The 16995-nt window shown below is 61.0% G+C and carries 11 protein-coding genes; all 11 read right to left on the bottom strand.

Going from position 1 to position 16995, the window contains the following annotated elements:
- Positions 1-10: 10 nt before the first annotated feature.
- Positions 11-907, bottom strand: coding sequence for a transglutaminase family protein (locus tag AC07VF_RS11195; RefSeq protein ID WP_192171084.1), 897 nt, complete (start codon positions 905-907; stop codon positions 11-13).
- Positions 907-3408 carry a circularly permuted type 2 ATP-grasp protein gene (locus AC07VF_RS11190; RefSeq protein WP_495008515.1) on the bottom strand — a complete coding sequence of 834 codons (2502 nt, stop codon included), beginning with the start codon at positions 3406-3408 and terminating at the stop codon, positions 907-909. The genes AC07VF_RS11195 and AC07VF_RS11190 overlap by 1 nt, the downstream gene beginning before the upstream one ends.
- A gap of 134 nt (positions 3409-3542) precedes the next feature.
- The gene (locus AC07VF_RS11185; protein WP_495008516.1) at positions 3543-6836 is read right to left on the bottom strand and encodes a transglutaminase family protein; all 3294 of its coding nucleotides are present in this window, start codon (positions 6834-6836) and stop codon (positions 3543-3545) included.
- A gap of 247 nt (positions 6837-7083) precedes the next feature.
- Positions 7084-9384 (bottom strand): YgiQ family radical SAM protein, encoded by a 2301-nt coding sequence (locus AC07VF_RS11180; RefSeq protein WP_495008517.1) that lies wholly within the window; start codon positions 9382-9384, stop codon positions 7084-7086.
- Positions 9385-9511: 127 nt separating this feature from the next.
- Positions 9512-10909, bottom strand: a complete 1398-nt coding sequence (gene dnaB, locus AC07VF_RS11175; protein WP_495008611.1) for a replicative DNA helicase — start codon at positions 10907-10909, stop codon at positions 9512-9514.
- Between the two features lie 149 nt (positions 10910-11058).
- Complete coding sequence (gene rplI, locus AC07VF_RS11170; RefSeq protein ID WP_122533812.1) at positions 11059-11505, bottom strand: 50S ribosomal protein L9; 447 nt, start codon at positions 11503-11505, stop codon at positions 11059-11061.
- Between the two features lie 19 nt (positions 11506-11524).
- A complete protein-coding gene (locus tag AC07VF_RS11165; protein WP_346629330.1) occupies positions 11525-12421 on the bottom strand; it encodes a YybS family protein in 897 nt (298 codons plus the stop codon).
- 38 nt (positions 12422-12459) lie between these two features.
- Positions 12460-12690: a 30S ribosomal protein S18 gene (gene rpsR, locus AC07VF_RS11160; protein ID WP_037015707.1), complete on the bottom strand. Its 231-nt coding sequence runs from the start codon at positions 12688-12690 to the stop codon at positions 12460-12462.
- A 28-nt stretch (positions 12691-12718) separates the two neighbouring features.
- A complete protein-coding gene (gene rpsF, locus AC07VF_RS11155) occupies positions 12719-13141 on the bottom strand; it encodes a 30S ribosomal protein S6 (RefSeq protein ID WP_065987796.1) in 423 nt (140 codons plus the stop codon).
- Between the two features lie 265 nt (positions 13142-13406).
- A complete protein-coding gene (gene rlmB, locus AC07VF_RS11150) occupies positions 13407-14156 on the bottom strand; it encodes a 23S rRNA (guanosine(2251)-2'-O)-methyltransferase RlmB (protein ID WP_495008518.1) in 750 nt (249 codons plus the stop codon).
- Positions 14153-16771: a ribonuclease R gene (gene rnr / locus AC07VF_RS11145; protein WP_282367748.1), complete on the bottom strand. Its 2619-nt coding sequence runs from the start codon at positions 16769-16771 to the stop codon at positions 14153-14155. The genes rlmB and rnr overlap by 4 nt, the downstream gene beginning before the upstream one ends.
- Positions 16772-16995 lie beyond the last annotated feature (224 nt).

Here is a 16995-nt window from a genome sequence, read left to right as displayed (position 1 = left end):
CAACGCCCGCCTAACCCGTAATCGGCATCACCGTCACCCGCACTTCCGGATCGTGGCTCCCGCCTCCCAGAATCACCCCCCGCAATGGCGACACGTCAGAAAAATCCCTCCCCCACGCCAGACTGATGTGCTCAAGCGCAGGCTGAACGTTGTTGGTCGGATCGAAATCCACCCACCCCAACACCGGACAGAACACCGACACCCACGCGTGGGACGCATCGGCGCCAATCAGCCGTGGCTGGCCGGGCGGCGGCTGGGTCAGCAGATAGCCGCTGACATACCGCGCCGCCAGCCCGCGCGAGCGCACGCACGCCAGCATCAAGTGAGCGAAGTCCTGACAGACACCTCGTCGGGTTTCCAGCACTTCCACCAGCGGCGTGGCCACCTGAGTCGCCTCGCCATCGAACGTGAACTCTTCGAATATCTTCTCCATCAGCGCCTGCGCGCACAGCAGCATCGGCCGTCCGGCGGGAAAGCAACTGGCGGAAAACTCGACGAAGGTCTGCTTCAGATGCACGTAGGGCGATTCGAAGCGATAGCGGCAGGCGTCGAGGATATCCGGCGCCATTCTCGAGGCGCTGTAAGTCAGTCGATGCTGCGCCTCGTCCCATGGAGCGGACCCATTGAAATCCAGCTGCGGTCGTTCCAGCACCTCAATGCGCAGGCGCGCGTTGACCTGCAGCTCATCATGGGGACGTTCGAATGCCAGCCGCGTCAGCGGATTGCCGAACACGTCCAGCTCATCACGGCGGGTGGTCGGGGTCGGGCTGATGACCAGATGCTGCTCAAGGCAGCGCTGCCAGGGACTGCGCCGTGGCCACAGATGGGCGAGCTGCTGGGCCAGGGAAACCGGGCTGTCGTATTTGTAGTGGGTGTCGTGGAGGACTTGATACTGGGCGCTGTTCATCAGACCGACACCGTGCGCTGGCTGACATCATCGACGTGGGCGAAATGACGCAGCGCGAGCCGGTCCGAAACGTGGCCGCTGGTCTCGCCGATGGTTTGCAGCAGATCCGCCAGCCCATCCAGTGCTGCCTTGATGCTGCTCTCACCGAACAACCCTTCTTCAAGGCAACCCAGATCGAACACCGCCAGCCGCTGAATCAGCGTCGCGAGACTGTTGTCTTGAGGCACACCGAAATCCTCGTTCATGCGCTTCACCGAGCGCGCCACCAGCTTGAGCTGAAACAACACCGCGTGGGGGTTCTGGTCGTCCAGCACCAGCAAATCGAGCACCGGGATCAACTGCGGCAGGGCCAGATAGCGCGAGCGGTAGGTGATCCCGCTGTTGCCCAGTTCCAACAGCCCGTCCAAGGCGTCCTGATGAAACACCGCCTCGCTGCACAGGAACGCCGCCAGCGTCGTACAGAGAAACTGCAAGCGCTCGATGCGCCGCCCGATCATCAGGAAGCGCCAGCCCTCGTCGCGGGTCATGTCGTCCAGGGCGAAACCGGACAGCGCCGCCAGCGACATCACCAGCCGGTTGAGAAAATCCAGCAGCTCGCCGAAATCAGGGCTCTCAGTCTCCAGGCTCAGGGCTTCACGCTGCAATTCGACCAGCGCCTGCCAGTTCTCGCGGGACAACTTGCCGCGCACCTGTGAGGCCGCCCACTGCAGGCGCTGCAAATTGGAACGCAGGCTGAACGGCCAGTCGTCACCCAACAGCGCTTCGAGCAGACGCTCATGCAGCTCGCTCGGCTCATCTTCGTCCTGGAGCGGAAGCAGATTCAACCGTTCGGCCAGCTCGACCGCCGCTTGCAGTGCGACCGGATCATCGCCGTCAACATAGCGTGTGAGCATGATCCGCAGCAGGCGCGCGCTGTTGTCGCAGCGCTCGCAATAACGACCGAACCAGAACAGGTTTTCCACCACACGCGACGGTAGGTACGGGTCGCGGCGGATCAAGTCGTGCACGCCCAGAGAGTGACGGTTTTTCCACGGTTCACTACCCAGGGGGCGCTCGCCAAGAATCCAGGTGTCCTTGCTTGCGCCGCCGCGCTGCATCGACACCACGTCAGCGTCGGCATCGGCCGCCACGCGGGTCAAGCCGCCCGGCAGGACGCGATAGCCATCGGCCGTTGCCACCGCGTAAACGCGCATGCCGATGGCGCGGGGCTGCAGCTGACTGTCCTCGCCCTGCCAGACTGGCGCGTGGGACAACTGCGCCAATTCCTGCGCGACGTAGGCATAAGGCCGGGCCTGCATACGCGCGGCCAGGGCCTGGCGGTCATCGTCGCTGAGATCGCGGCCGAAGACCGGGGCGAAACTCTGGGACGGGAACGCAGGCTTGATAAGCAGCTCCGGCATCTTCTCCAGCGCCTGGGCCAGCACCGGCGGCTCGCCACACCACCAAGTGGCGATCGACGGCAGCAGCAGCTCTTCACCAAATAAGTGTTCATTGATCTTTGGCAGAAACCCCAACAGCCCCGGCGATTCCAGCACGCCGCTGCCCAGGGCATTGGCGACCAGCACGCGGCCCTGTCGCACCGCTTGAAGCAGGCCCGGCACGCCCAGCGCGGAATCCGTGCGCAGTTCGAGTGGGTCGCAAAAATCGTCGTCCAGACGGCGCATGATCGCGTGAACACGACGCAACCCGCTGAGGGTTTTCAGGTACACCGTCGCGTCGCGCACGGTCAGGTCGCTGCCTTCCACCAGTGGATAACCCAACTGACCGGCCAGATAAAGATGCTCGAAATAGCTCTCGTTGAAACGCCCAGGTGTTAGCAGTACCACCAGCGGGGCTTCGTGGCTGGTGGGTGCCTGGCGCGCGAGGGTTTCCTGCAGCGACCGGAAGAAATTCGAGAGGTGCTGGACTTGCAGATCCCGGTACAACTCGGGAAACGCCCGAGACACGATCAGCCGGTTTTCCAGCGCGTAACCGGCACCCGACGGCGCCTGAGTCCGGTCGGCGGTCACCCACCAGCGGCCATCGGGCGTGCGCGCCAGGTCAACCGCATACACATGCAGAAAAGTGCCTTCAGGCGGCTTTACGCCCTGGCATGGCCAGAGAAAGTTGTTGTGGCCGAACACCAGTTCCGCCGGCAGCAAACCTTCGGCGATCAGTTCCTGCGGGCCGTAGAGATCAGCCAGCACGGCATTGAGCAAACGCGCGCGTTGGGCGATACCGGCCGCCAGTGGCTGCCACTCTTCCATCGGAATCACGTGGGGCAGCATGTCCAGTTCCCAGGGCCGATCGGCGCCCTTGGGGTCGGCGTAGACGTTGTAGGTGACGCCGTTTTCCTGAATCTGCCTGGCGAGCAGCGCCTGACGCTGGATGAGCTGCGCAGGTGTGCTGCGCTGGAGATGCTCGTGCAGGCGCTGCCAGTGGGGCCGAACGGCACCGCTGGCATCCAGCATCTCGTGGTAGGTACCCGGGGTGAGCGGATAGTGGTCAAGCAGGTCAGGCATGGAAGGCTCGGCAGACAACAAAAGGACTCGAATCAACTGCGCTCAGAGTAGCGCAGACAACATGACGCGCAGGGCGCTTTCCATTTTTAGACGTGCGGCACGGCGACCTGACCCACGTCAGGCCGCCGGCGCGATTACCGATGCAGGCGCAAATCCAGGGTCATCGGCAGTTCATCGTTGAGGGTTAGCGTGGGGACGTCCAGTTTGCCGGGACTGTGTCCGACCCGGAAGAACCGCGCCAGACGTCGGCTTTCCGCCTCATTGGCATTCACCGGCAGGGTTTCGTAATTGCGCCCGCCAGGATGGGCGACATGATACTCGCAGCCCCCCAGCGAACGCTGCATCCAAGTGTCGAGAATGTCGAAAACCAGCGGCGCATGCACCGGGATCGTCGGCTGCAAGGCATTGGTCGGCTGCCAGGCGCGATAACGCACCCCCGCGACGAACTCGCCTACGCGCCCGGTCGGTCGCAGCGGCACCGGCACGCCGTTGCAGGTGAGCATGTAACGCTGCGGCGGCAGGCCGGTGACCTTCAGCTGCAAGCGCTCAAGGGATGAGTCCACATAACGAACCGCGCCACCCGCTGCACCCTCCTCGCCCAGCACGTGCCACGGCTCCAGCGCCTGACGCAGCTCCAGCTCGATACCGCTGACGGTGTAATCGCCGACCTTCGGAAAGCGAAACTCCAGATGCGCCGCGAACCACTCCGCGCGCACGGGATAACCGGCGCTGTTGAGCTCGGCGATGACGTCGGCGAAATCCTGCTCGATGAAATGCGGCAGCATGAAGCGGTCGTGCAGCTCGGTGCCCCAGCGCGCCAGTTTCGCCGGTGCATAGGGTTCGCGCCAGAAACGCGCGACCAGTGCCCGCAGCAATAGCTGCTGCGCCAGGCTCATGCGCGCGTGGGGCGGCATCTCGAAGGCGCGCAGTTCCAGCAGGCCCAGCCGGCCGGTCGCACCGTCGGGCGAGTACAACTTGTCGATGCAGAATTCGGCGCGGTGGGTGTTGCCGGTCACGTCGATCAGCAGGTTGCGCAGCAGCCGGTCCACCAGCCACGGCGCGCATTCTTCGCCCGGCGCGGGCATTTGCGAGAAGGCGATTTCCAACTCGTATAACGAGTCGTTGCGTGCTTCGTCGACACGCGGTGCCTGGGAGGTCGGGCCGATGAACAATCCAGAGAACAAGTAGGACAACGACGGGTGGTTATGCCAGTAACTCAACAGGCTGCGCAGCAGATCCGGCCGGCGCAGGAAGGGCGAGTCGCCTGGCGTTGCGCCACCGAGGACAAAATGGTTGCCGCCGCCGGTGCCGGTGTGGCGCCCGTCGATCATGAATTTCTCGGTGGTCAGCCGGGTCAGGCGCGCCTGTTCGTAGAGAAACTCGGTGCGTTCGACCAGCTCATCCCAGGTGGACGACGGCTGCACGTTCACTTCGATCACGCCCGGATCCGGGGTGATGCGGAAGTTCGCCAGACGCGGATCGCTCGGCGGCTCATACCCTTCCAGCAACACTGGGCAGCGCATGTCCTCGGCCGTCGCTTCGATGGCTGCGACCAGTTCCAGATAGGCCTCAAGGGACTGCAGCGGCGGCATGAACAGATACAACCGCCCGCCCCGCGCCTCGGCACTCAAGGCGGTGCGGGTCAGCCAATCGGCGGACTCGTCGATCTCGGGTTCGCGCTCGACGCCCGGGTCGCCCTGCTCTGCCAGGCCATCCAGTCGCGACTGAACCTCGTCGCGGTCGGGCAACTCGGCAAATGCCTGATTGTGGTCGGTCGGGTGGATGTACGGGTATTCCGCCGCCTTGACCCAAGGCTGGGAAGCCAGTGGCAGGCGATAGCCCAGCGCGGAGTCCCCCGGCACCAGCCGGCAATGCTCGTCACGCAGGTACCAGCGACCGCTCTGCCAGTGATCGTCGGCGGCGGTTCGCGCCAGCGGCAGCACGTGGCCGATGATGGTGTCCAGCCCTTGGGAAAACACTTTGCGCAGGCGCGCGCGTTCAAGGGGGTCCTCAAGACGCGACGCTTCGGCGCTGACGTTTTTGGGCAGCGCGCCCTCACGCCACAGGTAATAGAAACGGTCTTCGTAGGCCGGGAAAACGTAGCGCGCCGGCAGCTTCAGCCGCTCGGCCACGCTACGCAGGAAGCTGCCGGCCATTTCGCTGTCGGCGCCGTAGTCCCGGGTTTCGTCAGCGACCAGCGCGTTGTTGCGCCACACCGGTTGCCCGTCCCGGCGCCAGAAACAGTTCAGCGACCAGCGCGGCAATTGCTCACCGGGGTACCACTTGCCCTGACCAAAATGAACGATGCCCTGGGGCGCGTAATGATCTCGCATGCGCTGGTACAGCTCGGCCGAGAGCAGACGCTTCTTCGGACCCAGTGCGGCGGTGTTCCATTCATCGCCGTCACGGTCGTCGATGGACACAAAGGTCGGCTCGCCGCCCATGGTCAGGCGCACGTCGTGTGCCATCAGGTCGTTATCAATCTGCCGGCCCAGCGCCTGAATGTCCTGCCACTGCTCTTCGGTGTAGGGCTTGGTTACGCGGGGCGCCTCCCAGATGCGCTGCACCGACATCTCGTGGGTGAACTCGGTGTTGCAGGGCTCGACCATGCCACTGATCGGCGCCGCTGAAGACGGCTCGGGGCTGCACGCCAGCGGAATGTGACCCTCACCGGCAAACAGGCCGGACGTCGCGTCAAGGCCCACCCAGCCTGCGCCCGGCAGATACACCTCGCACCAGGCGTGCAGATCCGTGAAATCAACGTCGGTGCCGGATGGTCCGTCCAACGCTTGGACATCGGCCTTGAGCTGAATCAAATACCCGGACACAAACCGCGCAGCCAAACCCATATGTCGCAGTAACTGCACTAGCAACCAAGCGGAGTCGCGGCAGGAACCGGAAGCGTTTTCCAGGGTGTATTCCGGCGTCTGAATGCCCGGCTCCATACGAATCAGGTAACCGATGTCATTGGCCAGACGCTGGTTGAGGCCGACCAGAAAGTCGATCGCCGGAATCGGCGTGCGGTCGATGCTGTCCAGATACGCCTGGAATCTTGGGGTCAGCGGCAGCTTTTCCAGATAGGGCTGCAGCTCATGATGCTCTTCGCGGGCGTAGGTGAACGGGATCTTCTCGGCGTAGGGCTCAAGGAAGAAATCGAAGGGGTTGAACACCGCCATTTCGGCGACCAGGTCCACTTCAATGCGCAACTCGTCAGTCTTTTCCGGGAACACCAACCGCGCCAGGTAATTCCCCTGCGGGTCCTGCTGCCAGTTGATGAAGTGGTTTTCAGGAAGGACTTTCAGCGAATACGACAACACGCGCGTGCGGCTGTGGGCCGCCGGGCGCAAGCGGACAATCTGCGGACCCAGCTCAACCGCGCGTTCGTAGCGGTAATGCGTGACATGGTGCAAGGCAATGTGAATCGACACGGCGTGCCTCCTGCGAGCCTGGACGGTAACGGAGCTGCGCAAGACTTATGCCACCCCGGCAAATCAGGCGCCTCCGGCGTGGAGGTAGCTTGTTCAGCCAAGCACAGCACCAAAATCGCGCCCGCTTCAACGAATGGTGCAAGGGTCGCACGGAAATGAGGCGGGTGGGGTTATTTGCACCGGAATGCAAAACGCCAGCTCGAAAGCTGGCGTTTTGTTGGAGCGAAGAAGCGTTGGCGCGAGGGCGTTAGCGTGGAAAGACCGGCTGACGCGTTGGCTTCTTGCCTTTGCCGGGTTTGGCCGCATCCGAGCGATCCTTGGCTGCCTGCTTGTTACGAGCAGCCGCCGCGGCCTTGGCCTCTTCGCGCTTGTCCCAAGGTTTGCTGCCGTCGCTGCCGCGTTGTGGCAAGCCGATGTGCTGCGTCAGGATCTTGGTAGTCCTGGCAACCTTGTGGCTACCGGCCGGCGTCGAGTTCTTGCGGCGCGCGCTCTGATAGGTGTCGGTTTCCGGCTGGTGCAGCGGAATCAGCTGATGCTTGCCCGGCCCGATCAGATCGGCACGGCCCATACGCTCCAGCGCTTCACGCAGCATCGGCCAGCCCTTCGGATCGTGGTAGCGCAGGAACGCCTTGTGCAGACGGCGCTGCTCTTCGCTCTTAACGATGGTGACCGAGTCGCTCTTGTACGTGACCTTGCGCAGCGGGTTCTTGCCGGAGTGGTACATGGCCGTCGCACTGGCCATCGGCGACGGATAGAACGCCTGCACCTGATCCGCACGGAAGCCATTGCCCTTGAGCCACAGCGCGAGGTTCATCATGTCTTCGTCAGTCGTGCCCGGATGGGCCGCGATGAAGTAAGGAATCAGGTACTGCTCTTTGCCCGCTTCCTTGGAGTACTTCTCGAACATGCGCTTGAACTTGTCATAGCTGCCAATGCCCGGCTTCATCATCTGGTTGAGCGGACCTTCTTCGGTGTGCTCAGGCGCAATCTTCAGGTAACCGCCGACGTGGTGGGTGACCAGCTCCTTAACGTACTCGGGCGATTCGACAGCCAGGTCGTAACGCAGACCGGAGGCGATCAGAATCTTCTTCACGCCGGGCAGTTCACGGGCGCTGCGGTACAGCTGAATCAATGCCGAATGATCGGTGTTCAGGTTCGGGCAGATGCCAGGGAACACGCACGACGGCTTGCGGCACGCGGACTCGATCTCCGGGCTCTTGCAAGCGATGCGATACATGTTCGCCGTCGGCCCGCCGAGGTCGGAAATCACGCCGGTGAAGCCGGGGACCTTGTCACGGATCTCTTCGATTTCGCGAATGATCGAATCGTGGGAACGGTTCTGGATGATCCGGCCTTCGTGTTCGGTGATCGAACAGAACGTACAGCCGCCGAAGCAGCCGCGCATGATGTTCACCGAGAAACGGATCATGTCGTAGGCCGGGATCTTCTCCTTGCCGTACACCGGGTGCGGGATGCGCGCATAAGGCATGCCGAACACGTAGTCCATTTCTTCGGTGGTCATCGGAATGGGCGGCGGATTGAACCAGACGTCGACTTCGCCGTGCTTCTGGACCAGCGCGCGGGCGTTGCCCGGGTTGGTTTCCAGGTGCAATACGCGGTTGGCGTGAGCGTACAGAACCGGGTCGTTACGGACCTTCTCCATCGACGGCAGCCGGATGACCGTCTTGTCGCGGGTCATGCGCGGGCTCGCCAGAATCTGCACGACCTTCGCTTCGTTCGGATCCTCGACGTCACCCTTTTCCTGCTCGATGGCGCAGGCCTGGGTGTCTTGAGTGTTCACGTACGGGTTGATGATCTTGTCGATCTTGCCTGGACGGTCGATACGCGTGGAGTCGACTTCGTACCAGCCTTCCGGCGTATCACGGCGAATGAATGCCGTGCCGCGCACGTCAGTGATGCTTTCGATCGTCTCGCCATAGGACAGGCGAGTGGCCACTTCGACGATGGCACGCTCGGCGTTGCCGTACAGCAGGATATCGGCGCACGCGTCGATCAGGATCGAGTTGCGAACCTTGTCCTGCCAGTAGTCGTAGTGAGCGATGCGGCGCAGCGATGCTTCGATGCCACCCAGAACGATGGGCACGTTTTTGTAGGCTTCCTTGCAACGCTGGCTGTAGACAAGACTCGCACGGTCCGGACGCTTGCCCGCCATACCGCCCGGCGTGTACGCATCGTCGGAGCGAATCTTTTTGTCGGCGGTGTAACGGTTGATCATCGAATCCATGTTGCCGGCCGCGACGCCGAAAAACAGGTTCGGTTCGCCGAGCTTCATGAAGTCGTCTTTTGACTTCCAGTCAGGCTGCGCAATGATCCCGACGCGGAAGCCCTGGGACTCCAGCAGCCGGCCGATGATTGCCATGCCAAACGACGGGTGATCGACATAGGCATCACCCGTGACAATGATGATGTCGCAGGAATCCCAGCCAAGCTGATCCATTTCTTCCCGGCTCATGGGCAGGAAAGGCGCTGGTCCGAAACATTCGGCCCAGTACTTCGGATAGTCAAATAACGGCTTGGCTGCTTGCATATCGATGACCAGTGTTCGTGTCTGGGGGCGATTTTCGCTTGGAAATTCGCGGGCGCGGAGAATAGCACAAATTTTGATCAAATCCGACGGCACAGGTCGGATTAGTGGTTAGCCCTGAACCGGCTACCTACTCATCATCATCAAAGTTGTAACTGCCCGGCGCGAGGTTTTCGAAGCGGGTGTACTTGCCGATGAACGCAAGCCGAATGAACCCGATCGGGCCGTTCCGCTGCTTGCCGATGATGATTTCAGCGATGCCCTTGTGTTCGGTCTCGGGGTGATACACCTCATCCCGGTACACGAACATGATGACGTCGGCGTCCTGCTCGATCGCTCCGGATTCCCGCAAGTCGGAGTTCACCGGGCGCTTGTTGGGACGTTGCTCGAGGGAGCGGTTCAGCTGGGACAGCGCGACCACCGGGCAATTGAATTCCTTGGCGAGCGCTTTGAGGGAACGGGAGATCTCGGAAATCTCGTTCGTCCGGTTATCCCCGCTCGAGCCAGGGATCTGCATCAGCTGCAGGTAGTCGATCATGATCAGGCCGATGTCGCCGTGCTCGCGGACAAGACGCCGCGTACGCGCACGCATCTCCGACGGGCTGATGCCAGCCGTGTCGTCGATGAACAGCTTGCGATCGTTGAGCAGGTTGACCGCCGACGTCAGGCGCGGCCAGTCATCGTCATCCAGCTGACCGGAACGCACCTTGGTCTGGTCGATACGGCCCAGCGACGAAAGCATACGCATGATCAGCGATTCGCCTGGCATCTCCAGCGAGTAGACCAACACCACCTTGTCGCTGCGGAGCACCGCGTTTTCCACAAGGTTCATCGCGAAGGTGGTCTTACCCATCGACGGACGGCCTGCAACGATGATCAGGTCAGACTGCTGCAAACCGCTGGTCTTTTCATCCAGGTCGGCGTAGCCCGTGGAAAGGCCAGTGATGCCGTCGCCGATGTTGAACAGCGTATCGATGCGGTCAATCGCGCGGGTCAGCAGGTCGTTGACGCTGACCGGGCCGCCCGTTTTGGGCCGCGCCTCGGCGATCTGAAAGATCTGCCGTTCGGCCTCGTCGAGAATCTCTTCAGCGGTACGCCCTTCCGGGTTGAACGCACTGTCGGCAATCTCGGTGCTGATGCCGATCAACTGGCGCAGCGTCGCGCGCTGACGAACGATCTGGGCGTAGGCCTTGATGTTCGCGACGGACGGAATGTTCTTCGCCAGTTCCGACAGGTAACCCAGGCCACCGACCTGGGAGGTCTGGCCTTCCTTGTCGAGCTGCTCGGCCAGGGTGACGACGTCGATCGGTTGGTTCTGATCCGCCAGCTTGGCGATGGCGCGGAATATCAGACGGTGGTCATGACGATAGAAATCGCCATCCGACACCTGATCAAGCACTCGTTCCCAGGCGTTGTTGTCCAGCATCAAACCACCGAGCACGGCCTGTTCGGCCTCGATGGAATGCGGCGGCACCTTCAGGGCAGCGGTTTGCAGATCATATTGCTCGGGAGTGGAGATGTCGTTCATGGCCACACGGAAATCAGGGGGTTGAATCAGGATACTCAGAAATGACAAAGGGCACGACCTGCGAACAGGAACGTGCCCAATGCTAACCGACCGAGGAGCGAGTCGTCAGTCGGTCAGACTTCTGCACCGAAGCGCAGAAACCATACTGCTTAAGCAGCTACAACAACAACGCGAACGGTAGCTTCAACATCGCTGTGCAGGTGCACGGCTACGTCGTATTCGCCAACGTTACGGATGGTGCCGTTCGGCAGACGAACTTCAGACTTGGCCACTTCAACGCCAGAGGCGGTCAGTGCGTCAGCGATGTCGTGAGTACCGATCGAACCGAACAGCTTGCCTTCGTCACCAGCGGTGGCAGTGATGGTCACTTCCAGCTCAGCCAGTTGAGCAGCACGAGTTTCAGCAGAAGCTTTCTTCTCGGCGGCAGCTTTTTCCAGCTCAGCACGACGCTCTTCAAACGCGGCCACGTTGGCAGCGGTTGCAGCGGTTGCTTTGCCGAAAGGCAGCAGGAAGTTACGACCGTAGCCAGCCTTAACGTTTACTTTATCGCCCAGGTTGCCCAGGTTGGCGACTTTTTCCAGCAGGATGAGTTCCATTTGGTAAAACCTCTTAACTTTAACCTTCACCGTTCGCAGAACCGTTATCGGCATCTTTCGACGCCAGACGGCCGCGAAAATCAATCAGGCTGTCGACAATGGCAATCACCACCAGCAACGGATAGATCAGCTGCATGAACAGCAACAGCGTGACGTACAACCCCACCAGCCAGAACCGTGTCAGGCGCTTTGCAGCCACCAGACCGTGAATCAGGGCAAGGCCCGCGAACATGAGCGGTACGCTGCACAACGGTGTCAGCATCGCCAGTTGAGGACCGAAGTTCGGCCCCACCAACATGCACACCAGCAGCACCAGCATCGGTGCCCGCGGGAGTTTCAGGCTGCGAAATTCGCGCCCGAAACCGCCCGGGTTATACAACAACGCCTGCCAGTACCGCCCAAGGATCAGGCATACCACGCTGACGATCTGCAACAACGCTGCAATCAGGCCGTTGAGGACGGGTGTAATCAGTGCCCCCAGACGCGCTCGCTCTTCTACCGACATCTGCTGGTAGACATCACCGAAGACGTGGGGCAAGAGCTTTTGCAGCTCTCCCGCCATGGCTTCGATGGGCTCGCGAAACACCGCGCCCAGAACCACTGCATACAACAATCCAACCGCTACGCTGACCAGCAGCACGCGGACCCAGGACTCGCTGGCACGCAACACGGCGGCCAACCCCCAAGAACCCAGCAACACCATCAGGGTGCGGGGTTCACCGAAATACCACCAGACCAAAGCCGGCAGCAGAGCCCAGGCGAGGACGCCTAAGGCGTCACTCATTCCGCGTCGCAGGAGCACAAGGCAACCTGCGGCAGCACTCAACCAGAACAACAGCGGCAATGCCGCACATCCAACCACTACGAGAGTGGCCTGCATGCGGCCGCGCATGATGAATTCAGCCATGGCGCGCATGCGATCTATCCCTTACTGCGTTTGTCGACTACCTGGTCTCAGCGGCCGTGGCTGTCGGTGTAGGCCAACAGGGCCAGGAAGCGGGCGCGCTTGATAGCGGTAGCCAGCTGACGCTGATAACGAGCTTTGGTACCAGTAATGCGGCTAGGAACGATCTTGCCGGTTTCAGATACGTAGGCTTTCAGGGTGTTGAGATCTTTGTAATCGATCTCCTTCACATTTTCAGCTGTGAAGCGGCAGAATTTACGACGACGGAAGAAACGTGCCATGTAATGGGCTCCTCAAAAGGTCCGTGGATTACTCGTCAGCGTTATCGCTGTTGTCGCTGTCATCACCATCGGCGCCATCGGCGTCGGAGTGCTCAGGACGGTCGCGACGCTCACGGCGCTCACTGCGGTTTTCTTCAGCCTTGAGCATTTCGGACTGGCCAGTAACAGCTTCGTCGCGACGGATGACAAGGTTACGGATCACGGCATCGTTGTAACGGAAGTTGTCTTCCAGCTCGGCCAGAGCCTTGCCAGTGCACTCAACGTTCAGCATCACGTAGTGAGCCTTGTGAACATTGTTGATTGCGTAGGCCAGTTGACGACGGCCCCAATCTTCCAGACGGTGGATCTTGCCGCCGTCTTCTTCGATCAGCTTGGTGTAACGCTCTACCATGCCGCCGACTTGCTCGCTCTGGTCCGGGTGAACCAGAAAGATGATTTCGTAATGACGCATGAATGCTCCTTACGGGTTGTAGCCTGCCGCCAAAGCGGTCAGACAAGGAGTGAATAACACTGGTTTATCTTGCACAGGAACAGGCACATGAGCACCTGCCATGACAGCAAGGGACGCGATTGTAGAGAAGGGGTCGGAGGGGCGCAAGGAGATTGGTGAATATTTGAACAATGGCTTTGAGCTACAAGCTACAAGCTACAAGCTACAAGCCAGAGCGTGACTGGCTCGAGCTTGAGGCTTGCAGCTTGCAGCTCGCTACTGACGACTACGTCTTGGCAGCCGAGCGCTGGCGCAGGGCTTCGAACAGGCAGACGCCTGTCGCGACCGAAACGTTGAGGCTGCTGACGCTGCCCGCCATCGGCAGACGTACCAGATAATCGCAATGCTCGCGGGTCAGGCGGCGCATGCCTTTGCCTTCAGCCCCCATGATCAGGATGGTCGGGCCAGTCAGGTCCTGCTGATACAACTCTTGCTCGGCCTCACCTGCGGTACCGACAACCCACAGGCCGCGTTGCTGGAGTTTTTCCAGCGTGCGCGCCAGGTTGGTCACGGCCACGAGAGGAATGACCTCGGCCGCGCCGCACGCCACTTTCCGCACGGTCGGCGTCAAAGTCGCGGACTTGTCCTTCGGCACGATCACCGCCAGCGCACCGGCCGCATCGGCAGTCCGCAGGCAGGCGCCCAGGTTATGCGGATCGGTGACGCCATCCAGCACTAGGATCAGCGGCGGACCTTCGGTGCGGTCGAGCAGCTCGTCGAGCATCGCCTCGCCCCAGACCTGGCTCGGACTGACATCCGCCACCACGCCCTGGTGAACGCCCTCAACCCAGGCATCCATCTCGCGGCGCTCGGCCTGCCCCACCGACACGCGATTCTGCGCAGCGAGCTCGATGAGCACCTGAACCCGTGGATCGCTGCGCCCTTCAGCCAGCCAGATCTGCTTGACCCGCTTCGGGTGATGACGCAAAAGCGCCTCTACGGCATGAACACCGTAGATTTTTTCCAGCTGACTCATGACTTGGCCTTAGGTTTGCGAACACTGCCACTGCTTGCAGAAGAAGCCGAGCCCGATTTCGACGAACCCTTGCGGTGCTTGCTCGACTTACCGGAAGCGCCAGCGGAATCACTCGTCGACTTTCCCGACGATGCCTTGCTACCACCCTTGGCTTCAGTCAGCAGCGCTTTCTTCATTTCACGGCTTTTGCGCACTTCTGCGTTCTTGGCAGCCGCATCACTTGGCCGATAAGCCTCGGCAACAGGCTCTTTCGCGGTCCGGCGACCGGACTTGGAAGCAGACGACGACTCCTTGGAATCCTTGCCCTTCTCTGCCGCGGCAGGCTCGGACGTCCGACGTTTGCGGCCGATCGGTGCGCTGGTGGTCTTCTCGGACATTTCGAAATCGATCTTGCGCTCGTCAAGATCAACACGCATGACGCGCACTTCAACGGTGTCGCCCAGGCGGAAGCTGCGGCCTGTGCGCTCGCCGGCCAGACGATGGTGGACCGGATCGAAGTGGTAGTAATCACCCGGCAATGCGGTGACGTGAACCAGGCCTTCGACATAGATATCGGTCAGCTCGACGAACAGACCAAAGCCGGTCACAGCCGTGATCACGCCCGGGAACGACTCGCCAACGCGGTCTTTCATGAACTCGCATTTCAGCCAGTTCGTGACGTCGCGGGTGGCCTCATCGGCACGGCGTTCGCTCATCGAGCACTGCTCGCCCAACTGCTCAAGCATCGCTTCGTCGTACGGGTAGATGCGCGCTTTCGGAATGACGGGAGCACCGGCACGACGAACGTGCGGCGTTTCCTGCTTGGAGCGGATCACGCTGCGGATCGCCCGGTGAGTCAGCAAGTCCGGGTAGCGACGAATCGGCGAGGTGAAGTGGGTATACGCTTCGTAATTCAGGCCGAAGTGGCCATGGTTATCGGAGCTGTACACCGCCTGACTCAACGAACGCAGCATGACAGTCTGGATCAGGTGGTAATCCGGACGGTCCTTGATGGTTTCGAGCAGCGCCTGATAATCCTTCGGCGTCGGGCCGTCTTTGCCCTTGTGCAGGGAAAGACCCAGCTCGCCGAGGAAGGCACGCAGCTTTTCCAGACGCTCGGGCGGCGGACCGTCGTGGACGCGATACAGGGCAGGGATCTCGTGTTTCTTGAGAAACGCTGCAGTCGCCACGTTCGCCGCAAGCATGCACTCTTCAATCAGCTTGTGCGCATCGTTGCGAGTGGTCGGGCGGATCTCGGCGATTTTGCGCTCGGTTCCGAAAATGATCCGGGTTTCCTGGGTTTCAAAATCGATGGCACCGCGAACGTGCCGGGCGCCCAGCAGCACTTTGTACAGCGCATAAAGCTGCTTCAGGTGCGGCACGACGTCGCCATACTGCTCGCGCAGCTGCTTGGCTTCGGCGGCTTTTGGATGCTCCAGCATCGAGCTGACCTTGTTGTAGGTCAGACGCGCATGGGAGTGGATCACGGCTTCGTAGAAAACGTAGTCAGTCATCTCGCCGGTTTTGGAGATGGTCATCTCGCAAACCATTGCCAGACGATCAACCAGCGGATTCAGCGAGCACAGGCCGTTGGACAGCTGCTCAGGGAGCATCGGGATCACGCGCTCGGGGAAATACACCGAGTTGCCGCGCACCTGAGACTCAGCGTCGAGCGCCGAGCCAAGCTTCACATAGCTCGATACGTCGGCGATCGCCACGTAGAGCTTCCAGCCGCCGGAGAACAGGCGCAGCTTGCCGGGCTTGGCTTCGCAGAAAACGGCATCGTCGAAGTCGCGGGCATCTTCACCGTCGATGGTCACGAACGGAAGGTGACGCAGATCGACGCGGTTTTCCTTGTCCTTCTCTTCCACTTCTGGCTTGAGCTTGGCGGCTTCTTTCAGCACAGCCTCAGGCCAGACGTGAGGGATGTCGTAGGTACGCAGCGCGACATCGATCTCCATGCCGGGCGCCATGTAATTGCCCACCACCTCAACCACGTCACCTTGGGGCTGGAAGCGCGGTGTCGGCCAGTGGGTGATTTTCACCTCGACGAACTGACCGATCTTGGCGCCGTTGTTACGGCCTGGGGTAATCAGCACTTCTTGCTGGATTTTTGGGTTGTCCGGCTGGACGAAACCGATGCCGCTTTCTTCGAAGTAGCGACCCACCACGGTTTCGTGTGCACGGGAAATGACTTCGACGATCACGCCTTCCCGGCGACCGCGACGGTCCAGACCCGAGACGCGCGCCAGTGCACGGTCGCCATCGAACACCAGACGCATTTGCGCAGGGCTCATGAACAGGTCGTCGGAGCCGTCATCTGGCACCAGGAAGCCGAAGCCGTCACGGTGACCGCTGATGCGGCCCAGAATGAGGTCCAGCTTGTCGACCGGCGCGTACGTGCCGCGGCGGGTGTAAATCAGTTGCGCATCGCGCTCCATAGCGCGGAGCCGACGCCGCAAGGCCTCGATCTGATCTTCAGTCGTGAGGCCAAACTCTTCCACCAACTGCTCACGGGCGGCGGGCGAACCGCGCTCGGAAAGGTGCGCCAGAATCAGCTCACGGCTAGGGATGGGGTTTTCGTATTTTTCCGCTTCACGAGCGGCCTCGGGATCGAGGGACTGCCAATCGGCCATTAGAATGAGTTCACCTTATCTGGATGTAATTAGTTTGGCATATACCAGATTGAAACGCGAAGACAGCATTTGCTGGGACTTTTCGCTATTTCAAATTATTTTTGCACGGGGGCTTTACAGCCTTCAATCTCCTCCGTAAGATGCGCCCCACAACGACGGCACTGCCAAGTTGTAGTTGAAATCAAACGAAATATCGAATGAAATCAACGAACTGCCCAGATGGT

Source organism: Pseudomonas sp. GW821-FHT02H06 (assembly GCF_059421525.1).
This window is presented reverse-complemented; position numbering and strand designations above follow the sequence as displayed.

Bases quoted from the DNA above. Each gene is read 5' to 3' on its own strand.
- AC07VF_RS11195 (WP_192171084.1), bottom strand. From the start codon at position 907: ATGAACAGCGCCCAGTATCAAGTCCTCCACGACACCCACTACAAATAC.
- AC07VF_RS11190 (WP_495008515.1), bottom strand. From the start codon at position 3,408: ATGCCTGACCTGCTTGACCACTATCCGCTCACCCCGGGTACCTACCAC.
- AC07VF_RS11180 (WP_495008517.1), bottom strand. From the start codon at position 9,384: ATGCAAGCAGCCAAGCCGTTATTTGACTATCCGAAGTACTGGGCCGAA.
- dnaB (WP_495008611.1), bottom strand. From the start codon at position 10,909: ATGAACGACATCTCCACTCCCGAGCAATATGATCTGCAAACCGCTGCC.
- rplI (WP_122533812.1), bottom strand. From the start codon at position 11,505: ATGGAACTCATCCTGCTGGAAAAAGTCGCCAACCTGGGCAACCTGGGC.
- AC07VF_RS11165 (WP_346629330.1), bottom strand. From the start codon at position 12,421: ATGCGCGCCATGGCTGAATTCATCATGCGCGGCCGCATGCAGGCCACT.
- rpsR (WP_037015707.1), bottom strand. From the start codon at position 12,690: ATGGCACGTTTCTTCCGTCGTCGTAAATTCTGCCGCTTCACAGCTGAA.
- rpsF (WP_065987796.1), bottom strand. From the start codon at position 13,141: ATGCGTCATTACGAAATCATCTTTCTGGTTCACCCGGACCAGAGCGAG.
- rlmB (WP_495008518.1), bottom strand. From the start codon at position 14,156: ATGAGTCAGCTGGAAAAAATCTACGGTGTTCATGCCGTAGAGGCGCTT.
- rnr (WP_282367748.1), bottom strand. From the start codon at position 16,771: ATGGCCGATTGGCAGTCCCTCGATCCCGAGGCCGCTCGTGAAGCGGAA.